We start from the raw sequence: 20,597 nt of genomic DNA on the forward strand, positions 1-20,597 counted from the left end.
CAAGCGCTGGAACGGGAAGTCCGAATGCAAGCTGAGTAAACTCCTCCGCGCAACCGAGAAGCCCGCCCCTCATTCAGGGTCGGCGTCCAGCTGCTCCGGATCAAGCGCGGCCGTTCGAGCGTATCCGCGCACCCGCCGGTCGATGAACGTCGCCAGCCAGAGCAGGACACCGATCGCCATCAAGATCCCGGCGATCCCGTACTGCGCCATATCCCGACCGGACGTGATCGGCAGCACCAGGTAAACGCAGGCAATCGTCCCGAGAACCGGGAGTACCGTCGGCGTGCGGAAGTGCTGGTGCTCCACCGGCTGGCGGCGCAGCACCAACACGGCCACGTTCACCACTGCGAACACCGCCAGCAGCAGGAGCGACGTGGTGCCGCCGAGCAGGACTGCGATCGGGTCGGAAGGATCCCGCGACACATAAGCGGTGAGCAACAGCGCGATCACCGTGGTGAAGAGGATCGCGGCCCACGGCGTGCGCCGCCCGGCGAGCACGTTCTGCAAGAACGGCGGCAGCACTCCCTGTCGGCTCATTCCGTACAGGAGTCGGCTCGCCATCATCATGTTGATCAGCGCACTGTTCGCGACCGCGAAGAGCGAGATGAACGGCAGCAGCGTCGAGATCGGGAAATTGGGTGCCGCCGTCTCCACCACCGTGACGAGTGGAGTGTCGTTGCCGGCCAGCTCCCCCACCGGCACGATTGCGACGGCCAGTGTCGAGACCAGGACGTAGACCACCGCAGTGATGCCCAGACCGGTAAGCATCACCCGCGGGAAGATCCGGCTGGGATTCTTCGTCTCCTCCGCCATGTTCACTGAGTCCTCGAAGCCGACCATCGCGAAGAAGGCGAGCGAGGTGGCGGTACTCACTGCCAGCAGCAGCGACTTATCGCTCGGCGATTCAAAGGCGACGACCCGCGAGAAGTCGGCCTGCCCGCCGAAGACCGCGAAGAAGCAGACGAGGATCACGAGCAGCAGGCCCGAGAGCTCGATCAGCGTCAGGACCACGTTGAGCCCGACACTCTCCGCCACGCCGCGCACGTTCACCAGGGCGATGCAGACCATGAAGGCCAGCGCGACGGTCAGGCGGGTACCCGCCCCCTCCCCTAGGCCGAAACCGATGGCGAAGTTGCTCGCAAAAGCTCCGGAGGCGGCGGAGGCGGAGGTGATCCCGCTTGCCATGACGGTGAAGCAGACCAGGAAGGTGACGAAGTGGATCCCGAACGCCTTATGCGCGTAGAGCGCGGCGCCAGCGGCCTGCGGATACTTGGTCACCAGCTCGAGGTACGAGCACGCGGTGAGCAGGGCGACGACGAACGCGATCACGAACGGGAGCCATGCGGCGCCGCCCACCTCGGCGGCGACCTGCCCGGTCAGCGCGTAGATGCCGGTGCCGAGGATGTCGCCGACGACGAACAGGAGCAGCAGCTTGGGGCCGAGCACCCGTTTGAGCTCGGGAGGGGCGGTGCTCTCGCGTGTCGCGGTCATCGTCAGCGCCTCTCCCCGTTGCGGATGAGCGCGAGCCTACGACCGCGGGGCCGCTCGGGGAAGGGCGTGGTCGCGCCCCTGCGCGTGCGGGGCGAGGTAAAAGTGCTCGATCTCGGCGAAGCGACCAGGCAGTGTCGGCGATCAGGCAGTGTCAGCGGCCACGCGGCTTGCGGGTGCGCCGCACCGCCGGGGCCGATGCCTTCGGCCGCGCCGGCCTCTTCTTCCCGCCGCCGGCCTTCTCGGCCTTCTCGCGCGCCTCGCGGGCCTTCGCTTTCGCGGCCTTCGCGCGCGACTCGACCTTCGGGGTCGCGGCCGTCCCGCGGGTGGTGGTGGCACTGCGGCCCCGCACCACACCGATGAAGTCCTCGATATCGTCGCCCTTCTCCTCCGTCACCCAAGCGAGACGGACCGCCGCGGGGGCAACTCCGGTGACGGGGACGGCGACGACATCCTTCCGGCCGTGCGCCCTCGCCACGGACTGCGGCACGATCAGCACGCCGACGCCGGCGGCGACCTGCTCGACGGCGTCGTCGAATCCGGCCATCCGGGGCAGCGGGCGCCGCGACTCGTCGGCGACCTCGACCGCGACGGCCGCCCACTCGGGCACATCAGCGGGCTCCTGCAGGAGGTGCTCCCCCGCGAGATCGACGATGTCCACCTCCTCGGCGCCGGCCAACGCATGCTCGCGCCACAGCACCGCGACCGGCTGCTCGTCATAGAGGTAGATCGAGCTCAGCGCGGCGGACGCGACCTCGCCGCGCACGAACGACAATTGCGCGCGGCCGTCGAGCAGCGCCTCCTCCTGCTCGTGCTCGCCCACGACGGTGATGCGCAGCGGCAGGTCGGCGCGGCGCTGGCCCCAGATGCGCGTCCACTTGGTGGGGGTCACGCCCGGCACGAGGGCCACGGCGAGGACGGGGCCGGCAGCGACCTCGTGATCGGGGGACTCGGGCTGCTCGCTCATCCCCTCAGGGTAGGTGCTCCGTGGCGCGCCGGTAGGGTTGCCGCATGGCCAAGGCGACACAGACGATGAAGGCTGCGACCGCGGCGAAGAAGCTGCAGGTCTACCTGCCCGCGACCCCCGAGGAGTTCCGGGAGTCGGCGATCACGCGCGAGCAGTACGACGAGCTCGTCGCGAACCCGCCCGCCTGGCTCGTGAAGCTGCGCGAAGAGGGTCCCCACCCCCGCTCGGTGATCGCCTCCCGGCTGAACGTCTCCATCTCGGGCCTCGCTCGCGGCGGAGTCACCGACGCGCTGACCACTCCCGAGATCCAGGCCCTGCTCGAGGAGGTCCCCGAGTGGCTGCGCGTCGAGCAGAACCGCTACGCCGAAGTCCGTCGCGAGCAGGCCCGCCTCAAGTCCGAGCGCGCCGCGAAAGCCGGCTAACCGCGGGCCTACTGGGTGGAGAAGGCGGCGTGGTGACCCAGGCACCGGTGTGAGCCGCGTCGAGCACGGCGTCGGTGATACGCGCAGCGCGGAGGCCGTCGTCGAACGTCGGCAGACCCTCAACCTCTGCTCCCGCCACCGCGGCGTAGGTGTCACGGGCGAAGGCCGTGAACGCGTCCTGGTAGCCCATCGGATGCCCGCTGGGCACGATCGAGAGTCGCGCCGCATCCGGGGCGAGGAGTGACGCATCGCGCGGGACCAACACGGCGCTGTCGCGGCGGCCCACCCAGAGCGTCTCGGGCAGCTCCTGCTCGAAGCGCAGCGACTCCGCCAACCCCGAGACCTCAAGCATCAGCTCATTGCGGTGCCCGGCGGCGACCTGCGAAACGAGGAGGGTGCCGACGGCACCGCCCTCGAGCCGCACGATCACTCCGGCTACGTCCTCGGTCTCGACCGGGCGACCGCCGCGCTCGGCGTGCACCGTGCTCGTCATGGCCGCGAGCGCGTCGATCCGCTCGCCCGTCACGAACTCGAGCAGGTCGACCAGGTGCGAGCCGATGTCGCCGAACGCGCGCGAGCGGCCACCCGCGGCGGAGTCGACGCGCCAATTGTCGTCGGAGGCACTCAGGAGCCAGTCCTGCAGGTAGCTGCCGCGCACGGTGACGAGCCGACCCGTCTCGCCCGCCGCCACACGGGCGCGCGCCTCCCGCACCATCGGATGGAAGCGGTAGGCGAACGGCACGGTGGCGACGATTCCCGCGGCGGAGGCGGCGACGGCAAGCGCCTCCGCCTCGCCGACCGTCGCAGCAAGCGGCTTTTCGCAGACCACGTGCTTACCCGCCTCGATCGCGGCGAGCGCCAACTCGGCGTGCGTGCCGTTCGGCGTGCACACGTGCACGAGGTCGATGCTCTCGTCCTCGATCAGGGCGCGGGCATCCGGGTAGGCGCGCGCGAAGCCGAGTTCGGCGGCGGCTCGCTCGCCCTTTGCGGGGCTGGAGGAGGCGACTCCGGCGAGCACCGCACCGGCGCTGCGGGCCGCGCGGCTGTGCACGGTGGCCATGAAGCCGCCGCCGAGCACGCCGATACGCAGGGGCGCGGGCATCAGGCGAGGGTCGCTTCGCTCGGGTCCCAGCTCTCGGGGAGCGCGGGGCGGGGGGTGACCGTGCTCGTGACGAGTACCTTCTCGCCGGTCTCGGCGGCCTCGAGCAGCGAGAGCATCACGTCGGTGACGTGGTACGCCAGGTCTCCGGAGGCAGCCTCGGGGCGGTCGGCGCGGAGGGCGCGGGCGAGTTCGAGGACTCCCGTGCCGCGGGAGGCGGTGGACCCGACGGCGGCGATGACCTCCGGCTCGTCCAATCCGCGGCGATGGAGCGTGAGTTCGCCATCGTGGGTGTTCGGATCGGGCAGGACGAGCGTGCCCTCGGTGCCATTGATCTCGATAAAGCCCGTGCGCGGCAGGCTCGACTCGAAGCTCCACACGCCCTGCGCCGAGGCTCCGGATTCGAAGCGCAGCAGTCCGCCGATGTGCGTCGGGATGGTCACCGGGAACTCGGTGCCCTCCTGGGGTCCGGAGCCGACCACGCGGGTCGCGCGGGCCTGGGACGAGACAGCGGTGACGCTCTCGACCGGGCCGAGGTTCTGCACGAGGGCCGTGAGGTAATAGGGACCCATGTCCAGCAGCGGTCCGCCGCCGGGCGCGAAGAAGAAGGCGGGGTTCGGGTGCCAGCCCTCGGGGCCAGGGCCCTGGAAGAGGGTGAGGGCCGAGAGCGGCGTGCCGATGGCTCCGCTCTCAATGACGCGCTGGGCCGTTTGCAGACCGGCACCGAGGAAGGTGTCGGGAGCCGTCGCGACGCGCAGCCCCTTCTCCTTCGCGAGCGCGAGCAACTCGAGTCCGCTGTCTCGGTCGAGCGAGAACGGCTTCTCGGTCCAGACGTGCTTGCCCGCCTCGACCGCACGGCGCGCGACCTCGACGTGCGCGGCCGGGACGGTGAGGTTCACGACGATCTCGACGCCCTCGTGCGCGAGAAGCTCATCGACGCTGCCCGACGCCGGGACGCCGAACTGCTCCGCCTGGGCCTTCGCCCGCTCGAGGTCGAGGTCGGCGACGATAAGCACTTCAAGGTCGGGGAAGACGGTGAGATTGGTGAGGTACTCCGTACTGATGTTCCCGGCGCCGATCACGCCGACGCCCACGCGGCCCGCGCCGCTCATGCGCCGAGCCCAGTGACGTAGCGGTGAGCCGCCTCCAGGCCCTCGAAGATGTCGCCCGCGTAGGCGTCGAACTCGAGTACGGGCAGCGCCCGCCCAGCGGCGGCGAGGATCCCGGGGACGTCCATCGCGCCCTCTCCCGCGGGAAGCTGCTCCTGCGTGTTGGCTGAGATCGGCCCATCCTTCACATGCAGGAAGCGCACCTGGTCGCCCAGGCGGCCCAGGACATCCACCGGGTCGTCGCCGCCCACTGCGGCCCAGTAGGTGTCGAGTTCGAGCACCATCCGCGGGTCGAGGAGGCCCGCGAAGTACTCGAAGGCGCTGCGTCCATCGACGCGGTTCTCGAACTCGAAGGCGTGGTTGTGGTAGCCGAGCACCAGGCCGCGAGCGGCGGCGGAGTCGACCAGGGCGTTGAGGTCGTCGGCGATTCGGGCGACGTCGTCGGCGGTGCTCCAGCGGGTCGGATCGACAAAGGGGTCGATCACGGTCTGCACGCCGAGCGAGGCGGCGACATCGAGAATCTCCTCGACGGTGGCGTCGCCCTGCGGGCCGAGCAGCCGCGCGTGCGCGCTGGGGGCGGTGAGTCCACTCGCGGGGAGCCCCGCGCGATAGGCGTCCGCTCGCTCGACGAATCCGAAGAGTTCGACCTGCGTGAAGCCGATGGCGGCGAGGCGATCGAGGGTGGCTGGCAGATCGACCGCGAGCGGTTCGCGCACCGAGTAGAGCTGGACAGAAAGGTCCGGGGGTGCGGAGAGGTCTGGAGGTGTAGCCACCGGTAAAGCTCCTGATCGACGTCGAGAGGGGTTGCTGGGAACCCTACGCGGACTTTTGATCACGGACAAGCAAAACTCGGAGGGGAGCGCTGTGGTTGACTTCGGCCATGTCACCGCTGCGCCGCTCCGCCGTCAGCGCGGTCGGCGAGCTGCTCCTCCTCCTGGCCGACGGAGCGCCGCGCACCCGCGCCGACCTCGTGGGCGAGGCCGGCCTCCCACGGGCGGCCGTGTCCGCCCAGCTCGACGCGCTCGCCACCTCCGGTCTGATCGCGCGCCGCGACGACGCCCCCTCCTCCGGCGGTCGCCCCGCAGCCCGCGTCGCCTTCGATGCTCGGGCCCGCAGCCTTCTGGCGATCGACCTCGGCGCGGCCCACGCCGTCATCGCCCTGACCGACCTCGACGGGCAGGTTCTCGCCCGTCGGCGCGAGAGAATCGCGATCGCCGACGGCCCGCTCGCCGTCCTCGGCCACGCGCTCGACATCGCCGACGCACTGCTCGGTCAGCTGCCGGAGGCGGGGCCCCTCGCCGGAGTGGGCGTCGGAGTGCCGGGGCCGGTCGAGCACGCGACGGGCCGTCCCGTCAAGCCGCCGATCATGCCCGGCTGGGACCGCTTCGACATCCCCGAGTTCGTGGCCCGCCGCCTCCCCGTCCCCGTTCTGGTCGACAACGACGTGAATCTCCTCGCCCTCGGCGAGCACGCCGACCACTACGCCGACGTCGATGATCTTCTCTACGTGAAAGTCTCCACCGGCATCGGCGCCGGGATCGTCAGCGGCGGCGCCCTCCAGCGTGGAGCGCTTGGAGCCGCTGGCGACCTCGGCCACGTCCAAGTACCCGGCGACCGCGGCGAGGCCGACCTCGAGGCGATCGCGAGCGGCTCCGCGATTGCCCGGCGCCTGGCCGAGGCCGGTCGGGACGTCTCCAGTACCTCCGACGTCGTCACCCTGCTCTCCGCCGGCGACCCGACCGCAGTCGAGTTCACCCGCGCGGCCGGACGTGACCTCGGTGAGGTCCTCGCAACCTGCGTGAACCTGCTCAACCCCTCCGTCATCGTCGTGGGGGGCAGCGTGGCGGAGGCGAGCCACGAGGTCCTCGCGGGCGTGCGCGAGGTGGTCTACCGCCGCTCCCTCCCCCTCGCCACGCGCTCCCTCGACATCGTCCAGGCCGCGGCGTCCGGCGGCGGAGTGCGGGGCGCGGCCCTCATGGTCCGCCGTCACCTCCTCTCCTCCGCCCAGGTGGACGCCTTCCTCGCGTGCTGACCCCACTCGGGACACAGCCTCCGGCGTGCCGATTCGGCGAGGCCGGGTACGAGGCACAGAATGAATCGGTGCCCGATCTGCAGCTCTCCTTCCCCTGGGAGACGCAGCCCGTCTTCGTGGACGCCGAGCCCCCGCACCTGCGCCGGGTCGTCGCCGACTCGTCGGACCGCGTCACCTGGCTCCGCGCCCGCTCCCGCGGCATCACCGCGACCGACGTCGCCCGTCTCTCCTCCCCCGCCGCCATCGGCAAGGCCGCACTCGACAAGCTGTACGGCACCGGATTCGGCGGCAACGCGTTCACCGATCACGGCCGTGCCCGCGAACCGGAGATCGCCGCGTGGGTGCGCCGCGAGCACGCGATCGAGCCCAGCAGCACCCTCTTCCATGCCAGCCAGGAGCGCCGCCACCTCGCCACTCCCGATGGCATCGGCGTGCGCGACGACGGCCGGCTCGAACTCTGCGAGATCAAGACCACCGCGAAGCCCTGGCGCAGCATCCCCCGCCACTACCTCCGCCAGGTCTTCTGGCAGCAGTACGTGCTGGGCGCCGAGCGCACCCTCGTCGTCTGGGAGCAGCACCGCGACTTCGTGCCGATCGATGGCGAGCCGAACTGCCGGTGGGTCGATCGCGACGAGGACGAGATCCACATGCTGGTCCGCCTCGCCGGGATGCTGATGGCCGAGTTGCACGAAAGAACCCGCGCGGGCGCACGGTGACCGTCCTCCTCCTGCACGGACTGGGCGGCGACCGCTCCCAGCCGCTGGGGCTGCTGCGCTCGGCGCTCCCCGCCGGCTCCCAGGTGATCGCACCGGACATCCGCGCACACGGCGCCTCCGAGCTCACCGGCGCTCCCGGCGACTTCGCGCTAGAGGCGCTGGCCGACGAGGTGACAGAGGAGGTCGTGCGTGCGGGAGCCGCGCACAAGCCACTCACGGTGCTCGGCATCTCGATGGGCGCGGCGATTGCGCTGCGACTGGCCGTGCGCCGCGTGCTCCCCATCGACCGCGCCGTGTTCGTGCGCCCCGCCTTCACCACTCAGCCGCTACCCGACAATCTCACGGTCTTCCCCGTCATCGCCCAATTGCTACACGACCACGGCGCGAAACGCGGCGAGCGGATGTTCCGCGCCTGCGCGCTGTTCACCCGCGCCGCCGAGATCTCGCCCGCGTCAGCCCAGGCGCTGACCCTCCAGTTCCGCGCCCCGCTCGCTCGCGAGCGCGCCATCCGCCTGGCCGCGATCCCCCGCAACGCCGCCTACCGCGACTCCAGCGAGCTCGGCGAGGTGATCGCCCGGACCCTGGTCATCGCGGCAGAGCGCGACCCGGTGCATCCGCTGACGGTCGCCGAGGCCTGGGCTAGGGCTCTTCCGGACGCGGACCTCGCACAGGTACCGTCGCGCGACGCGGGCCTCGCCGATCAGCAGCAGCGGATCCGCGGCCACGTGCGCGAGTGGCTCGCGCGGCGCTGACATCCTCGCGCGCGAGCACGAGTCCGACGAACGCGAGCCAGAGCACCGCGATCGCCGTCGCGACGAACTCCAACGTGCCGCCGAGCTGGAGCCACACGCGCACGAGCGAGAGGATGCCGCCAGTTCCCGCGACCAGCGCCACCGCGATCCCGGCCCCCAGCGAGAGCCGGGCGAGCGCCGGATGCGCCTGCGCCGTCGCGAGCTGCAGCATCGCGACGCACGCCGCGGTGAAGCCAAGCACCGCGGCGGAGGTGTGGATCAGGTCCTGCCAGCTGAACGCCCGGCCGACCGGGAGCGGGCAACCCGCCGTGCAGGTCACCTGCGACGCCAGCGCGAAGCAGGCGGCGGCCAGGAGGATCGCCGCCGCTGGCCGGACCGCGCGGAGCAGGCGGGCCCGCACCGACCACGCACCGACGGCGATCAGGGTGCCGCCCGCGGCCACCAAGAGCAGCGCGATGCGGAAGGCGCCAGCAGTCGGCAAATCGGGCGCGCCCATCTCGCTGACGTACACCCAGCGACTCGTGCCGATGCTGATCCGAGCAGCGAGGAGGACAACGAGACCTGCCAGGACCAGGATGGCGCCGCCCACGAGCAAGGGCCCTCGGGAGCGTCTGTGTCGCATCCCCTCATCGTGCCAGACCGCTTTCCCCGCGTCTCCGCCGCCCGAATCGTGTCCACGAGCCTGAATGTTCTCCGGGGAGTGACACCGCCGTAACAGCGCTGACTCATTACCGCGCTTGACTGATCAGTGGCGTCGGAGTGCGGGGATCGGGGGCGACGTTCTCGACCCTGCTCGAAGAACCCCCTGTCGCCGCGACACGAAGGGCCATGATGCACAGCAGCGCGCTCGGGCACGGACTCGCGATCGGCGAGATCCCCCAGGAGGTTGTCCTCCCCCGCACGATGACCGCGGCGGTGATTGACGCTCCGGGACGTGCCTCCGCTCTGCACCTGGCAACGGTGCCGACGCCCTCGTCGATCAATGCCGAGTTCACCGTGAAGGTGATCGCCGCCGGAGTGAATCCGCTGGACGCGAAGACGCGGGCCGGCCGGGGAGTCGCCTCTCAGATCACGTCCTACCCGGCGGTCCTCGGCCACGACTTCTCGGGCGTCGTCGTCTCAAGCCCCTACCCTGCGCATCCGCTGCGGCCGGGCGACGAGGTTTACGGCTTCATCATGGTTCCTCGCTACTCCGGCTCGTACGCCGAGTACGTCACCGTGCCGAGTGTGTCGATCGCGCGGAAGCCGTCGACCCTCTCGCACGTCGAGGCGGCCGGTGTTCCGCTCGCGGCGCTCACGGCGTGGGGCATGGTGGTCGAACTCGCGAAAGCGCACGAGGGCCAGCGGATGCTCATCCACGCCGGCTCGGGTGGAGTCGGCCACTTTGCCGTGCAGTTCGCCGCCTACTTCGGCGCCTCGGTGACCGCGACCGGATCGACCCGCAACCTGCAGTGGCTCCGCGACCTCGGCGCCGCACGGGTGATCGACCATACGACCGAGAGGTTCGATGAGCTGCTCGACGGGATCGACGTAGTGATCGATCTCGTCGGCAATGTGCACGACGACACGGGCTCGCGGTCGCTCTCACTCTTACGCCCTGGCGGGTTGATCGTGAACGCACCGACGGGCAGCTGGCCCGGCTTCTTCGAGGAGGCGGCGGCGGCCGGCGTGCGGGCCTCCACCTACCGCGTTGCCCCGGACGGAGCGACGCTGGCCGTCATCTCGCGCCTGCTCGAGTCGGGTGACGTCCGCGTCTTCATCGACGGAATCTTCCCGCTCGCCCGCGCCTGCGAGGCGCACGAGCAACTCGAGACCGGCCACACCCGCGGCAAAATCGTCCTTACCGTCTCGGACTGCTGACCCCCGCCGCGGAGACGGCGACGGGGGCGACGGTCCCTCGGATTAGGCGAGGACGTTGACGTCCAGCGGGATGCCGGGGCCGAAGGTCGTCGAGACGGCGGCCTTTTGGATGTAACGGCCCTTCGAGGAGGACGGCTTCAAGCGGACGATCTCATCGAGGGCGGTCTTGAAGTTCTCCTGGAGCTGCTCCTCGGTAAAGGCGGCCTTGCCAACGACCAGGTGCACGTTGGCGTGCTTGTCCACGCGGAACTCGATCTTGCCGCCCTTGATCTCGGTCACGGCCTTCGCCACGTCCGGGGTGACGGTGCCCGTCTTCGGGTTGGGCATGAGGCCGCGGGGGCCGAGCACCTTGCCGAGACGACCGACCTGGCCCATGAGCTCCGGGGTGGAAACGGCGGAGTCGAACGAGGTGTACCCGCCCGCGACCTTCTCGATGAGCTCGGCGCCACCGACTTCGTCGGCACCCGCGGCGATGGCGGCCTCCGCGGCCGGGCCCGTCGCGAACACGATGACCCGGGCGGTCTTACCCGTGCCGTGCGGCAGGATGACCGTGCCGCGGACCATCTGGTCGGCCTTGCGGGGGTCGACACCGAGCTTGAGGGCGACCTCGACGGTGCTGTTGAACTTGGCGGAACCGGTCTCGCGAGCGAGCGCGACGGCCTCGTCGGCCGTGTAAAAGCGGCCCTCTTCGAGCTTGGCCGCTGCGGCCCGGTAAGCCTTCGACTTCTGTGCCATGTTGTTTCTCCTTGAAATGAGAATGTGGTTCTAGAGCCTGGCGGGCTCTCCCACGGAAAGTTGGAGTTCTGGGTGCGACGCGACGGAGGGTATTACGCCTCTACCGTGATGCCCATCGAGCGAGCCGTGCCGGCGATGATCTTCGCCGCGGCGTCGATGTCGTTGGCGTTAAGGTCGACCTGCTTAGCCTCGGCGATCTCGCGGACCTGGGCCTGCGTGAGCTTGGCGACCTTGACGGTGTGCGGGGTCGACGAGCCCTTGGCGACTCCGGCGGCCTTCTTGATGAGCTCCGCCGCGGGCGGGGTCTTCAGGATGAAGGTGAAGGAGCGGTCCTCGTAGACGGTGATCTCGACGGGGATGACGTTGCCACGCTGCGACTCGGTCTGCGCGTTATACGCCTTGCAGAACTCCATGATGTTGACGCCGTGCTGACCGAGCGCCGGACCGATCGGGGGCGCGGGGTTCGCCGCGCCGGCCTTGATCTGGAGCTTGATCAGGCCGGTGACCTTCTTCTTGGGGGCCATTCTGATTCCTTTTCTCAGGGTTCGAGCGGTCGGGGGCTCCCGGCCGCTCTCCCGCGCATCCGACGGTGCCGGATCGCGGTGGAGGAGGGTCGGCCGACGCACACACGAGGGCGCGCCGACACGAAAACCCCCGCAAGCTTACACGCGTGAGGCGCAAGCAGTCAGAGCTTGGTGACCTGGTCGAACGACAGCTCGACCGGGGTCTCGCGCTCGAAGAGCGACACGAGCACGGTGAGCTTGCCGCTCTCGGGCTTGATCTCGCTGATCGAGCCGGGAAGACCCGCGAACGAGCCCTCCTTGATCGTGATGGTCTCGCCGATCTCGAAGTCGACCTCGGCGGGCAGGACGCGCTGGGTCTGCTTCTGACCCTTCGCGCCGGCGGTCTTGGAGGGGGCGACGTCCTTGATTTCGACCAGGCTCTTCAGCATCGTGAAGGCCTCTTCGAAGCGCAGCGGAGTCGGGTTGTGGGCATTGCCCACGAAGCCGGTCACGCCGGGAGTATGGCGAACGACCGACCACGAGTCCTCGTTGAGATCCATCCGCACCAGCACGTAGCCGGGGATGCGCACACGGGTCACCATCTTGCGCTGGCCGTTCTTGATCTCCACCACGTCCTCCATCGGGACCTGGACCTCGAAGATATAGTCCTCGGCCTCGAGCGAGACCTTGCGGTTCTCGATATTGGACTTCACGCGCTTCTCGAAGCCCGCATAGGAGTGGATGACGTACCACTTGCCGGGCTTGCCGCGCAGCTCGGCGCGGAAGGCCTCATAGGGGTCGATGTCGGCAAGCTCTTCACCGGCGGATTCGGCGTCCTCGGCGGCGACCTCGGCTTCGTCCTCGACGGCCTCGAGAGCCGCTTCGGCCTCCTCGACGGTGTCGATGTGGGCAGCTTCGTCAACGGCGGAGTCGGCCTCGGGGTCGTCGACGGATCCGATCGCGTCGAGCGCTGCCTCAAGGTCGGAGGCGAGGTCGTCCTCGGACTCGTTCTCGTCGATGACGCTGAGGGCGCCCTCCTCGGCGGGCTCGACGGCGTCCTCGGCCTGAGTCTGCGTGTCGCCCTCCTGCTCCTCCTCGACCTCGGACGACTGCTCAGCAGCCGTCGCCCAGTCGACGTCGTCGCGGTTTCTGTCAGACACTCGTCACAACTCTCTCTTGATCGATCGGTCGCACCCGTCGGAGCGGGTTAGGCGGCGGGTGTGCCGAATACGTAGGTCACGGCCAGGGCGAACACCCAGTCGAGGAACGACACCAGCGCCATCATGATGACGACGAAGATGAGGACGACCACAACGTAGTTGCCCAACTCCTTGCGGGTGGGCGTGACGACCTTCTTCAGTTCGGCGATGACCTGCCTAATGAAGAGGGCGATGCGCGCGAACGGGTTACGCCGCGCGGCTCGCTGCTGATTCGCGATCGCGACGACGTCCTCGCTCGGCTCGTCGACTGCTTTCCCGGCCACCTGCACGCACCTTTCCCGCACCGGAACCTCCGGTGTGGCCGACCGCCCGTTCCGGGGCGGCCCTGGACCGATGACCGCTGCGTCGCGGGGACCGCGTGCGACGGGCATCGATGTGCAGGGCGGACAGGGCTCGAACCTGCAACCTGCGGTTTTGGAGACCGCTGCTCTACCAATTGAGCCACCGCCCTAGGGATGCCGTTGTGAGCATCCGAGGAGGAAATCGACCAGCTGGAGGGCAGAGATCGACTACCTCGGACGAGTGTACGGGCACCCGCAGGGCGTGTCCAGCCGAGCGACGCCAGGCTCGGGACCCCTCTCGCGCACGCAGGATACGCTGGCCGTCGTGTCTTCCACCACGCGCATTTCCGCCCGCATCGCCGCCATTGCCGAGTCCGCGACCCTCAAGGTCGACGCCAAGGCGAAGGCCCTTCAGGCCCAGGGTCGCCCGGTTGTGTCCTACGCCGCAGGGGAGCCCGACTTCGTCACTCCCGAGCACATCGTGGAGGCCGCCTCGGCCGCCGTGCTCGATCCGAGGAACTACCGGTACACCCCGGCCGCCGGTCTCCCCGACCTGCGCGAGGCCATCGCCGAGAAGACGGCGCGCGACTCCGGTTGGGCGGTCGACGCCGCGCAGGTCGTCGTGACCAACGGCGGCAAGCAGGCCGTCTATCAGGCGTTCCAGACCCTCCTCGATGACGGCGACGAAGTCCTCGTGCCAACGCCCTACTGGACCACCTACCCCGAGGCGATCAAGCTCGCAGGCGGCGTGCAGGTCGACGTGTTCGCCGGAGCAGACCAGGGCTACCTCGTCACCGTCGAGCAGCTCGAAGCGGCGCGCACCGAGCGGACGAAGGTCCTCCTCTTCGTCTCTCCCTCCAACCCGACGGGGGCCGTCTACTCCGCCGAGCAGACGCGGAAGATCGGCGAGTGGGCCGAGGAGCACGGGCTCTGGATCATCGCCGACGAGATCTACCAGAACCTCGTCTACTCCACCGGCGACCAGGACGACGCCAGTCCACTGGAACGCGCGACCTCGATCGTGGAGGCCGTCCCCGCCCTCCGCGACCGCACGATCCTCGTCAATGGCGTCGCCAAGACCTACGCGATGACCGGCTGGCGCGTGGGCTGGATGGTCGGCCCGGCCGACGCGGTCACGGGCGCCGCCAACCTGCAGTCGCACCTCTCGAGCAACGTGTCGAACATCTCGCAGCGCGCGGCGATCGCCGCCCTGACCGGCCCACAGGAGCCGGCGGAGAAGATGCGCCTCGCGTTCGACCGTCGCCGCCGGACCATCGTGGCCGAGCTCACCGCAATCGACGGCATCGAGTGCCCGACCCCGGGTGGGGCGTTCTACGTCTACCCGGACGTGACAGGGCTGCTGCACCGCGAGTGGGGCGGCGTGACTCCGACGACATCACTCGAGCTCGCCGATCTGATCCTGGAGCAGGCCGAAGTCGCGACGGTGCCCGGCGAGGCCTTCGGACCGAGCGGATACCTCCGTCTCTCCTACGCTCTCGGCGACGACGCGCTTCTTGAGGGCGTCAGACGCCTTCAGCGGTTGTTCCGTTAGGCCGATTTCCGAGTCCGGCAGCGCGACGTCCTGGAGCAGATCGCGCACTTCGCGCGCCTCTACCCACACGCGCTCAGACGGACGTGCCGATCACTACGGGTTCAGGGTGCAAGAGCACGCCGAATTCGGCCAGCACCCGGCTCTGCACGAAGCGGGCAAGCTCCGCGACCTGCGCGGCCGTCGCCCCTCCACGGTTCGAGAGGGCGAGCGTGTGCTTGCTCGACACAGCCGCGCGCGAGCCGGGCAACGCGAAGCCGCGGGCGATTCCGGCGCGCTCGATCAGCCAGGCCGCGCTGAGCTTGACCAGGTCTGCGCCGGGAGCGACGACGGGCCAGCGCGGCGCCTCGGAGGGCAGACCTTCCGCGAACGTGCTCGTGACCAGGGGGTTGGTGAAGAAGGAGCCGGCGCTGGCGGTGTCCGGGTCTGTCGGATTGAGCACCATGCCCTTGGCAGCCCGCAGCCGCAGCACTGTTTCACGCACCTGGACGAGCGAGACCCGCTCGCCGAGGGCGAGCCCGAGCGCAGACGCGAGCTGAGCGTAGGCGACGGGTGCACCGATCCCGTCGGCTCCCGCCTCCTCGAGACCGAACTCGACCGCGAGAACGGCACCGCGACGGCCCTGCTTGATGATCGAGGTGCGGTATCCCAGTTCGAGGTCGGCCGCGGTCAGCCGGACAGGCTCGCGCGCGCCCTCATCGAGGAAGTCGACGGCGAGGAGGGTGTCCGAGAGTTCCTGCCCGTAGGCGCCGATGTTCTGCACTGGCGAGGCGCCGACTGTTCCCGGGATGCCGCTCAGAGCCTCGACTCCGGCCCAGCCGCGCTCGACGGTCATCGCGACGAGGCCGTCCCACGACTCCCCCGCCTGCACCCGGAGCCGGACCTGGCCGGGCTCGTCGGACGGCAGCCGCTCGACGCCCGAGGTGCGCACCCGGATGACCGTCCCCTCGACGCCGTCGTCCCCGACGAGCAGGTTCGAGCCGCCGCCGAGCAGCAACCACGGCTCGTCATCGGACCACACGCTCACCAGTGTCTCGACGAGTTCCGCCTCGGTGGCGGGTTCGAGGAGGCGCTCGGCCGGACCCCCGACGCGCAGGGTCGTGAGCGCGGAGAGAAGGGGCGCGCTCATTGGGAGGCGATCACGAGAGTCGGACCTGCGCCTGCGCCTTGCCGAGCACGGTCTGGCCAGCGACGGACACGGCGAGGTCAATGCGGACCGCGCCCTGCTCCGGGTCGAGCGTGCCGACCTTCGCCACGACCTCGATCGCGGCGCCGTCACGCGGGTCGACGACGACCGGACGCGTGAAGCGCACCTGGTAGTCGAGGACGCGTCCCGGGTCGCCGACCCAGTCGACCACGACCTGCACGGCCGTGCCCATCGTGAGCATGCCGTGGGCGAGGACACCGGGGAGGCCCACCTCGGCCGCGACGTCATCGCGGTAGTGGATGGGGTTGAAGTCCCCCGAGGCGCCCGCATAGCGAACGAGAGTGTTCCGATCGAGGGAGAACCGGCGCTCGGCAACGACCTGGCCGACGGTCAGATCGGCGAGGACGGGCAGCGTCGCACTCATTCGTCACCCCTCACCACGAGGGTGGAGATCGCAGTGACGACGTGCTCGCCACCCGAGTCGACCATCCGCGATTCGGTCGTGACCATCGAGTGCGCGCCGAGCTTCTTGATGCTTGTGACAGACAGGGTCGCGGTCAGCTCGTCGCCGGCCACGACGGGGCGGCTGAGGCTGAAGCGCTGGTCGCCGTGCACGACCCGGCTGAAGTCGATTCCGCCGTCGGGCTCAGCGAGGAGCTGCGCGAGGGTGTACTCCTGCACGACGACGGTGAAGGTGGGCGGAGCGACGAGGTCGGAGTAACCGGCGGCGCGCGCGGCCCCGACATCGTGATGGAGAGGGGAGGTCGCAGAGACGGCGCGCGCGAACTCGCGCACCTTTTCGCGCCCCACCTGATAGGGCTCCGTGGGCGCGAAGACACGCCCGACGAGTTCGGGATTCACTGACACCCGGCAATACTAGGCGCTGCCGTCCGGCGCGTTCTGGCGCGTTCCAAACCAACCGCGGCACGATGCGCCATTCTGGTATGACCATCGAATATTACCCATCTGTATATGGCTGACCGATAGCCCAACATCTTCGAAGCTGGCGGGCATGTCAACACCCACTCCCGAGCGCGACTGGGCGACGTACGCCCGCGAGCTCGGTACGAACATGCACCGTGCCCGCATCGCCCTGGGCGCCAGCCAGGAGCGGATCGCCCACGCGGCGGGCCTCGCCGGCTACACGTACCAGAAGTTTGAGAAGGGCGAATCGAAGCCCGGCTCGCCGGCGAACCCGACGCTGCACACTCTGCTCGCGTTGTGCGAGGCGCTCCAGATCGACCTGATCGATCTGCTGCCGCCAAATCCACCGCGCTCATCAGAGGGCCTCGAGTAGCCGCAGCACCGCGTCGGCCGCGGCCACCAAGCGCGCCGCCGAGCTGAGGTCGAGATCGAGCTCGCCGAGCCCGTCCGCCTCGAGGCGCAAGCGGTCCTCGCCGCGGGCCCCGGGGCGGCACACCGAAAGGTGCACCGTCGCGGCGGAGGGATCACCCCCACCCGCCCACAGCACCACCGGGAGCGAGCGCGCCGGTGAGCGGTGCAGCCGCTCCCCCGCCGCCACCAGAGTGTCGTGCTCGCCCGCGCACCACCGGGGGCATTCGTTGTTCCTGTCGTCCTGTCGTTCGTCCACGTTCCGCACCAATCGTTCGAGGTGGCAAGCCCACCAGGCGGCACCGACATCGACGCGTCCCCCCGCCCGGATCCGGACCCGGCTGTGGACAAAAGCCGGTCTTTTGCCCGCTGTGGAGGAGCGCGGACAGAATCCCATACTGAGATGGGTGATCTCGAAGCGTGGCACGAAGCGTGAGTGATCCGTGGTCAGCAGGGTCCCTGACCCTGCGAGGATCAGGGAATGTCAGTCCTGCGTGACCTCGGCCGTGGCGCTCGGCTGTTCCTCCGCGGCTTCCGCACCTGGGGCCGCTCACCTCGCGCGATGCTCCTCGGGGCGATCCCTCCGCTGATCGTCGGGCTGGTCTTCGTCGGCGTGCTGGTCCTGGTGCTGACGCGCGTTCAGGACGTGGTGATCGCGCTCACGCCCTTCGCAGACGGCTGGGAGGAGGGCTGGACCGCCACCACGCGCCTCCTGCTCGCCGTCGCGATAGTCGGCGCGATCGTCGCGCTCGGCGTAGTGCTCTTCGCCGCGGTCACGCTGCTGGTCGGGGACCCCTTTTACGAGCGGATCTGGCGTCACGTCGAGAACGGGCTCGGCGGCGTCCCGGATGAGCGGGATACCGGCTTCTGGAGTGGCGTCGGACGAGGACTCCGCGACTGCGCCGTTCTGGTCGCGACATCGATCGGGATCGGGGCGGTGCTGGTGCTGCTGGGCCTCGTACCCGTGGTGGGGTCGATCATCGGGCTGATCATCGGCGCCCTCGCCGGTGGGCGGGCGCTCGCGCTGGAACTGACCGGATTCGCGGGTGACGCTCGCGGGCTTTCGCTCGGGCAGCGTCGGCGACTCCTCCGCGAGCACCGCGCTGTCTCGCTCGGATTCGGGGTCGCCGTCTACCTTGCGTTCCTCATCCCGGGTGGCGCCGTGGTCGCGATGCCCGCGGCGACAGCGGGCGCGACGCTCCTGCTGCGCACCCTGCGCGGTGAGCCGATCGACGCCGTGCCGACCACTGCCTGACCACTGCCTGACCACTGCCTGATCTCCGCTTGGCCGCTCACCAACGCGTCCCCTAGACTCCCTCCGTGCCCGCGCCGATCATCAGCCCCTGGTGGCCCGCCTCGTAGGCGGACCGACGCGCGCAGACTCTCGCACTCGACCGCCTCCTCCGGGCGGTCGTTCTGCTTGTCAGAGCCCGGGTGGGGCACGACCCTCAAGGACCACGATGACCTCGCTCCTCTCCCGCATCCTCACCTCCGACGGCTCGCTGCCGTTCGCAGTCGTCCTCCGTCAGGACCACTCAGAGGTCGACGTGTTCACCGGTGACGTCCTCGACGTCCAGGGCCTGGCCGACATCCCCCTCGACGGCGCCGACGTGCTGACCCTGGTTCCCTACCGGCAGGTGCGAGAGCGCGGCTTCGCGGCGAAGGACGATGGGGCGCCACTGCGCAACCTCGTCGTCCGTGAGCGTGAGAGCGTGCCGCTGGCGGAAGTACTGCGCCTTTTGCCCGAACGCGAAATCCCCGTGGAGGAGCGCGGCTTCGACGTGCCGGACGATGAGTACGCCGACATTGTCCGCCACGTGATTGACGAGGAAATCGGCAGAGGCCAGGGCGCGAACTTCGTGATCAGCCGTGCCTTCGTCGCGCAGACCGACGCTCCCCCGGTGGCAGCGGTGCTCGCCTGGTTCCGCAGGCTGCTGACCGACGAGTCGGGCGCCTACTGGACCTTTGCCATCCACACCCCAGGCTCCGATGGCTCCCCCACCGTCACCGCGGTCGGGGCGACACCCGAGCGTCACGTCTCGGTGCGCGATGGGGTCGCCATGATGAACCCGATCAGCGGCACCTTCCGCCACCCAGCCGCCGGACCGACCGGCGAAGAGGTACTCGCGTTCCTCGCAGATGTGAAGGAGAGCGAGGAACTCTTCATGGTGGTGGATGAGGAGATGAAGATGATGAGCGCGGTCTGCCCTGCCGGTGGCCGCATCCTCGGGCCGTTCCTCAAGCAGATGTCGCGCCTCAGCCACACGGAGTACCTGCTCGAGGGGTGCACAGATCTCGACGTCCGGGAGGTCCTGCGCCTGACGATGTTCGCGCCGACCGTCACCGGCTCGCCAATGGAGAATGCCTGCGCCGTGATCGCAGAGTATGAGAAGGAGCCACGCGGCTACTACTCCGGCGTGCTCGCGCTCTTCGAGCCGCAGGAAAGTGGATACACGGTCGACGCGCCCATCCTCATCCGCACCGCCTATCTCCGCCCCGACGGCAGGCTCACCGTGCCGGCCGGCGCAACTCTGGTGCGCCACTCCACCCCCGACGGTGAGGTCGCCGAGACGCGCGCCAAGGCCTCCGGCGTGCTGTCCGCCCTGGGGCTGCTGCCGCACCGCGACGTGCCGCCGGCGATCGACCTCAATGCGCAACCGGGTGTTCAGGAGGCGCTCGAAGCGCGTAACGAGCGGCTCGCGTCGTTCTGGCTGCGGCCGCAGGCTTCGGAGCACATCGTGGGGCTGGCCGGGCACACTGCGCTCATCGTGGACAACGAAGACCAGTTCACGACGATGCTCGCGCACCAGCTACGGCACCTCGGCATGGATGCCCGGGTCGAGCGCTGGTCACAGGTCGACGACGTGCTGAGCGATGACCTCGTCGTCTTCGGCCCCGGCCCCGGCGACCCGCGCGACGACTCCGAGCCGCGGATCGCGCGCCTGCGCGAGCTGATGACCGCGCGCCTCGACTCGAAGCGTCCGCTGCTCGCCGTCTGCCTCAGCCACCAGATGCTGTCACTGCTGGCCGGCCTGGCGGTCGAGCCCCTGCCTGCTCCGCGCCAGGGTGTGCGAATGGCCGTCGATGTGTTCGGCGAGGATGCGGCCATCGGCTTCTACAACACCTTTTCCTCACTCGCTCCAGGCGGTGAGCGCACGCCACAACTCGGGCTCGAGGTCTCGGTCGATCCCCTGACAGGAGTGGTGAACGCCCTGCGCGGCGAGCACGTCGCGTCGGTGCAGGGACATCTGGAGTCGGTGCTCTCCTCCGACGGTCTGCGCACCCTCGAGCGGCTCGTGCGTCTCGCGACCGCGCAGCCTACCCGCGCGTGCCCCGTCTGACCCCCCGGTCGGCCCTCGTATGACGGATGTCATGGGCCGGTGGT

The 20,597-nt window shown here is 69.7% G+C and carries 23 protein-coding genes and 1 tRNA gene; 9 read left to right on the forward strand and 15 right to left on the reverse strand.

The window, feature by feature from the left end:
* Positions 1 to 69: 69 nt before the first annotated feature.
* Both HRF29_RS07160 and HRF29_RS07165 read right to left on the reverse strand, forming a co-directional pair.
* Complete coding sequence (locus tag HRF29_RS07160) at positions 70 to 1,491, reverse strand: APC family permease (RefSeq protein ID WP_173246862.1); 1,422 nt, start codon at positions 1,489 to 1,491, stop codon at positions 70 to 72.
* A gap of 151 nt (positions 1,492 to 1,642) precedes the next feature.
* Complete coding sequence (locus HRF29_RS07165; protein ID WP_173246865.1) at positions 1,643 to 2,455, reverse strand: LysR family transcriptional regulator substrate-binding protein; 813 nt, start codon at positions 2,453 to 2,455, stop codon at positions 1,643 to 1,645.
* Positions 2,456 to 2,499: 44 nt separating this feature from the next.
* On the opposite strand from HRF29_RS07165, the gene HRF29_RS07170 reads away from it, so the two are divergent.
* Positions 2,500 to 2,877, forward strand: a complete 378-nt coding sequence (locus HRF29_RS07170) for a DUF5997 family protein (protein WP_246226814.1) — start codon at positions 2,500 to 2,502, stop codon at positions 2,875 to 2,877.
* On the opposite strand, the gene HRF29_RS07175 is transcribed toward HRF29_RS07170, so the two are convergent.
* Genes HRF29_RS07175 through HRF29_RS07185 form a run of 3 tightly spaced genes read right to left on the reverse strand, consistent with a single transcriptional unit; the run spans position 2,846 to position 5,858 of the window.
* Positions 2,846 to 3,979, reverse strand: coding sequence for a Gfo/Idh/MocA family protein (locus tag HRF29_RS07175; RefSeq protein ID WP_173246868.1), 1,134 nt, complete (start codon positions 3,977 to 3,979; stop codon positions 2,846 to 2,848). The two genes, HRF29_RS07170 and HRF29_RS07175, sit on opposite strands and share 32 nt — an antisense overlap.
* Positions 3,979 to 5,088, reverse strand: coding sequence for a Gfo/Idh/MocA family protein (locus tag HRF29_RS07180; RefSeq protein WP_173246872.1), 1,110 nt, complete (start codon positions 5,086 to 5,088; stop codon positions 3,979 to 3,981). The genes HRF29_RS07175 and HRF29_RS07180 overlap by 1 nt, the downstream gene beginning before the upstream one ends.
* Positions 5,085 to 5,858, reverse strand: coding sequence for a TIM barrel protein (locus HRF29_RS07185; protein ID WP_173246875.1), 774 nt, complete (start codon positions 5,856 to 5,858; stop codon positions 5,085 to 5,087). The genes HRF29_RS07180 and HRF29_RS07185 overlap by 4 nt, the downstream gene beginning before the upstream one ends.
* Positions 5,859 to 5,965: 107 nt before the next feature.
* Here HRF29_RS07185 and HRF29_RS07190 point away from each other — a divergent pair, with 107 nt between their 5' ends.
* The 3 genes from HRF29_RS07190 to HRF29_RS07200 all read left to right on the forward strand — a co-directional run bounded on the left by HRF29_RS07190 (position 5,966) and on the right by HRF29_RS07200 (position 8,585).
* On the forward strand, positions 5,966 to 7,117 hold the full coding sequence (locus HRF29_RS07190) for an ROK family protein (protein WP_173246878.1): 1,152 nt from the start codon (positions 5,966 to 5,968) through the stop codon (positions 7,115 to 7,117).
* Between the two features lie 77 nt (positions 7,118 to 7,194).
* Complete coding sequence (locus tag HRF29_RS07195; protein WP_173247723.1) at positions 7,195 to 7,833, forward strand: YqaJ viral recombinase family protein; 639 nt, start codon at positions 7,195 to 7,197, stop codon at positions 7,831 to 7,833.
* A complete protein-coding gene (locus HRF29_RS07200) occupies positions 7,830 to 8,585 on the forward strand; it encodes an alpha/beta fold hydrolase (protein WP_173246881.1) in 756 nt (251 codons plus the stop codon). The genes HRF29_RS07195 and HRF29_RS07200 overlap by 4 nt, the downstream gene beginning before the upstream one ends.
* On the opposite strand, the gene HRF29_RS07205 is transcribed toward HRF29_RS07200, so the two are convergent.
* Positions 8,473 to 9,207 carry a DUF998 domain-containing protein gene (locus HRF29_RS07205; RefSeq protein WP_173246884.1) on the reverse strand — a complete coding sequence of 245 codons (735 nt, stop codon included), beginning with the start codon at positions 9,205 to 9,207 and terminating at the stop codon, positions 8,473 to 8,475. The two genes, HRF29_RS07200 and HRF29_RS07205, sit on opposite strands and share 113 nt — an antisense overlap.
* Before the next feature lie 281 nt (positions 9,208 to 9,488).
* Here HRF29_RS07205 and HRF29_RS07210 point away from each other — a divergent pair, with 281 nt between their 5' ends.
* Positions 9,489 to 10,445 (forward strand): NADP-dependent oxidoreductase, encoded by a 957-nt coding sequence (locus HRF29_RS07210; protein ID WP_173247726.1) that lies wholly within the window; start codon positions 9,489 to 9,491, stop codon positions 10,443 to 10,445.
* Between the two features lie 42 nt (positions 10,446 to 10,487).
* Here HRF29_RS07210 and rplA read toward each other — a convergent pair whose 3' ends face one another.
* From rplA to HRF29_RS07235, 5 genes are all read right to left on the reverse strand, one after another.
* A complete protein-coding gene (gene rplA / locus HRF29_RS07215) occupies positions 10,488 to 11,180 on the reverse strand; it encodes a 50S ribosomal protein L1 (protein WP_173246887.1) in 693 nt (230 codons plus the stop codon).
* 92 nt (positions 11,181 to 11,272) lie between these two features.
* Positions 11,273 to 11,704, reverse strand: a complete 432-nt coding sequence (gene rplK, locus HRF29_RS07220) for a 50S ribosomal protein L11 (protein ID WP_104266344.1) — start codon at positions 11,702 to 11,704, stop codon at positions 11,273 to 11,275.
* Positions 11,705 to 11,865: 161 nt separating this feature from the next.
* Entirely contained in the window at positions 11,866 to 12,843 is a 978-nt protein-coding gene (nusG, locus tag HRF29_RS07225) for a transcription termination/antitermination protein NusG (protein ID WP_173246890.1), read from the reverse strand.
* A 47-nt stretch (positions 12,844 to 12,890) separates the two neighbouring features.
* On the reverse strand, positions 12,891 to 13,166 hold the full coding sequence (gene secE, locus HRF29_RS07230) for a preprotein translocase subunit SecE (RefSeq protein WP_068208793.1): 276 nt from the start codon (positions 13,164 to 13,166) through the stop codon (positions 12,891 to 12,893).
* A gap of 115 nt (positions 13,167 to 13,281) precedes the next feature.
* Positions 13,282 to 13,354: transfer RNA gene (locus HRF29_RS07235), tRNA-Trp, on the reverse strand.
* 155 nt (positions 13,355 to 13,509) lie between these two features.
* Between HRF29_RS07235 and HRF29_RS07240 the strand changes: the two genes are divergently transcribed.
* Complete coding sequence (locus tag HRF29_RS07240; protein WP_173246893.1) at positions 13,510 to 14,736, forward strand: aminotransferase class I/II-fold pyridoxal phosphate-dependent enzyme; 1,227 nt, start codon at positions 13,510 to 13,512, stop codon at positions 14,734 to 14,736.
* A 73-nt stretch (positions 14,737 to 14,809) separates the two neighbouring features.
* Here HRF29_RS07240 and HRF29_RS07245 read toward each other — a convergent pair whose 3' ends face one another.
* From HRF29_RS07245 to HRF29_RS07255, 3 genes are read right to left on the reverse strand one after another with little or no spacing between them, the layout of a single operon-like run.
* Positions 14,810 to 15,862, reverse strand: coding sequence for a UDP-N-acetylmuramate dehydrogenase (locus HRF29_RS07245; RefSeq protein WP_173246896.1), 1,053 nt, complete (start codon positions 15,860 to 15,862; stop codon positions 14,810 to 14,812).
* A 10-nt stretch (positions 15,863 to 15,872) separates the two neighbouring features.
* Positions 15,873 to 16,304, reverse strand: a complete 432-nt coding sequence (locus tag HRF29_RS07250; RefSeq protein ID WP_173246899.1) for a MaoC family dehydratase — start codon at positions 16,302 to 16,304, stop codon at positions 15,873 to 15,875.
* Positions 16,301 to 16,747, reverse strand: a complete 447-nt coding sequence (locus tag HRF29_RS07255; protein ID WP_173246902.1) for an FAS1-like dehydratase domain-containing protein — start codon at positions 16,745 to 16,747, stop codon at positions 16,301 to 16,303. The genes HRF29_RS07250 and HRF29_RS07255 overlap by 4 nt, the downstream gene beginning before the upstream one ends.
* Positions 16,748 to 16,892: 145 nt before the next feature.
* Here HRF29_RS07255 and HRF29_RS07260 point away from each other — a divergent pair, with 145 nt between their 5' ends.
* The gene (locus HRF29_RS07260; protein ID WP_173246905.1) at positions 16,893 to 17,177 is read left to right on the forward strand and encodes a helix-turn-helix domain-containing protein; all 285 of its coding nucleotides are present in this window, start codon (positions 16,893 to 16,895) and stop codon (positions 17,175 to 17,177) included.
* Here HRF29_RS07260 and HRF29_RS07265 read toward each other — a convergent pair.
* Positions 17,160 to 17,471 carry a DUF6907 domain-containing protein gene (locus HRF29_RS07265; protein WP_173246908.1) on the reverse strand — a complete coding sequence of 104 codons (312 nt, stop codon included), beginning with the start codon at positions 17,469 to 17,471 and terminating at the stop codon, positions 17,160 to 17,162. The two genes, HRF29_RS07260 and HRF29_RS07265, sit on opposite strands and share 18 nt — an antisense overlap.
* A 222-nt stretch (positions 17,472 to 17,693) precedes the next feature.
* On the opposite strand from HRF29_RS07265, the gene HRF29_RS07270 reads away from it, so the two are divergent.
* Both HRF29_RS07270 and HRF29_RS07275 read left to right on the forward strand, forming a co-directional pair.
* A complete protein-coding gene (locus HRF29_RS07270) occupies positions 17,694 to 18,467 on the forward strand; it encodes an EI24 domain-containing protein (RefSeq protein ID WP_173246910.1) in 774 nt (257 codons plus the stop codon).
* A 205-nt stretch (positions 18,468 to 18,672) separates the two neighbouring features.
* Positions 18,673 to 20,553 carry a chorismate-binding protein gene (locus HRF29_RS07275; RefSeq protein WP_173246912.1) on the forward strand — a complete coding sequence of 627 codons (1,881 nt, stop codon included), beginning with the start codon at positions 18,673 to 18,675 and terminating at the stop codon, positions 20,551 to 20,553.
* The last annotated feature ends 44 nt before the right edge of the window (positions 20,554 to 20,597 follow it).

The sequence above is a fragment of the Rathayibacter agropyri genome (assembly GCF_013249015.1).
Classification (GTDB): Bacteria; Actinomycetota; Actinomycetes; order Actinomycetales; family Microbacteriaceae; genus Rathayibacter; species Rathayibacter agropyri.

Bases quoted from the DNA above. Each gene is read 5' to 3' on its own strand.
- HRF29_RS07160 (WP_173246862.1), bottom strand. From the start codon at position 1,491: ATGACCGCGACACGCGAGAGCACCGCCCCTCCCGAGCTCAAACGGGTG.
- HRF29_RS07165 (WP_173246865.1), bottom strand. From the start codon at position 2,455: ATGAGCGAGCAGCCCGAGTCCCCCGATCACGAGGTCGCTGCCGGCCCC.
- HRF29_RS07170 (WP_246226814.1), top strand. From the start codon at position 2,500: ATGGCCAAGGCGACACAGACGATGAAGGCTGCGACCGCGGCGAAGAAG.
- HRF29_RS07175 (WP_173246868.1), bottom strand. From the start codon at position 3,979: ATGCCCGCGCCCCTGCGTATCGGCGTGCTCGGCGGCGGCTTCATGGCC.
- HRF29_RS07180 (WP_173246872.1), bottom strand. From the start codon at position 5,088: ATGAGCGGCGCGGGCCGCGTGGGCGTCGGCGTGATCGGCGCCGGGAAC.
- HRF29_RS07190 (WP_173246878.1), top strand. From the start codon at position 5,966: ATGTCACCGCTGCGCCGCTCCGCCGTCAGCGCGGTCGGCGAGCTGCTC.
- HRF29_RS07205 (WP_173246884.1), bottom strand. From the start codon at position 9,207: ATGCGACACAGACGCTCCCGAGGGCCCTTGCTCGTGGGCGGCGCCATC.
- HRF29_RS07210 (WP_173247726.1), top strand. From the start codon at position 9,489: ATGACCGCGGCGGTGATTGACGCTCCGGGACGTGCCTCCGCTCTGCAC.
- rplA (WP_173246887.1), bottom strand. From the start codon at position 11,180: ATGGCACAGAAGTCGAAGGCTTACCGGGCCGCAGCGGCCAAGCTCGAA.
- rplK (WP_104266344.1), bottom strand. From the start codon at position 11,704: ATGGCCCCCAAGAAGAAGGTCACCGGCCTGATCAAGCTCCAGATCAAG.
- HRF29_RS07245 (WP_173246896.1), bottom strand. From the start codon at position 15,862: ATGAGCGCGCCCCTTCTCTCCGCGCTCACGACCCTGCGCGTCGGGGGT.
- HRF29_RS07250 (WP_173246899.1), bottom strand. From the start codon at position 16,304: ATGAGTGCGACGCTGCCCGTCCTCGCCGATCTGACCGTCGGCCAGGTC.
- HRF29_RS07260 (WP_173246905.1), top strand. From the start codon at position 16,893: ATGTCAACACCCACTCCCGAGCGCGACTGGGCGACGTACGCCCGCGAG.
- HRF29_RS07270 (WP_173246910.1), top strand. From the start codon at position 17,694: ATGTCAGTCCTGCGTGACCTCGGCCGTGGCGCTCGGCTGTTCCTCCGC.
- HRF29_RS07275 (WP_173246912.1), top strand. From the start codon at position 18,673: ATGACCTCGCTCCTCTCCCGCATCCTCACCTCCGACGGCTCGCTGCCG.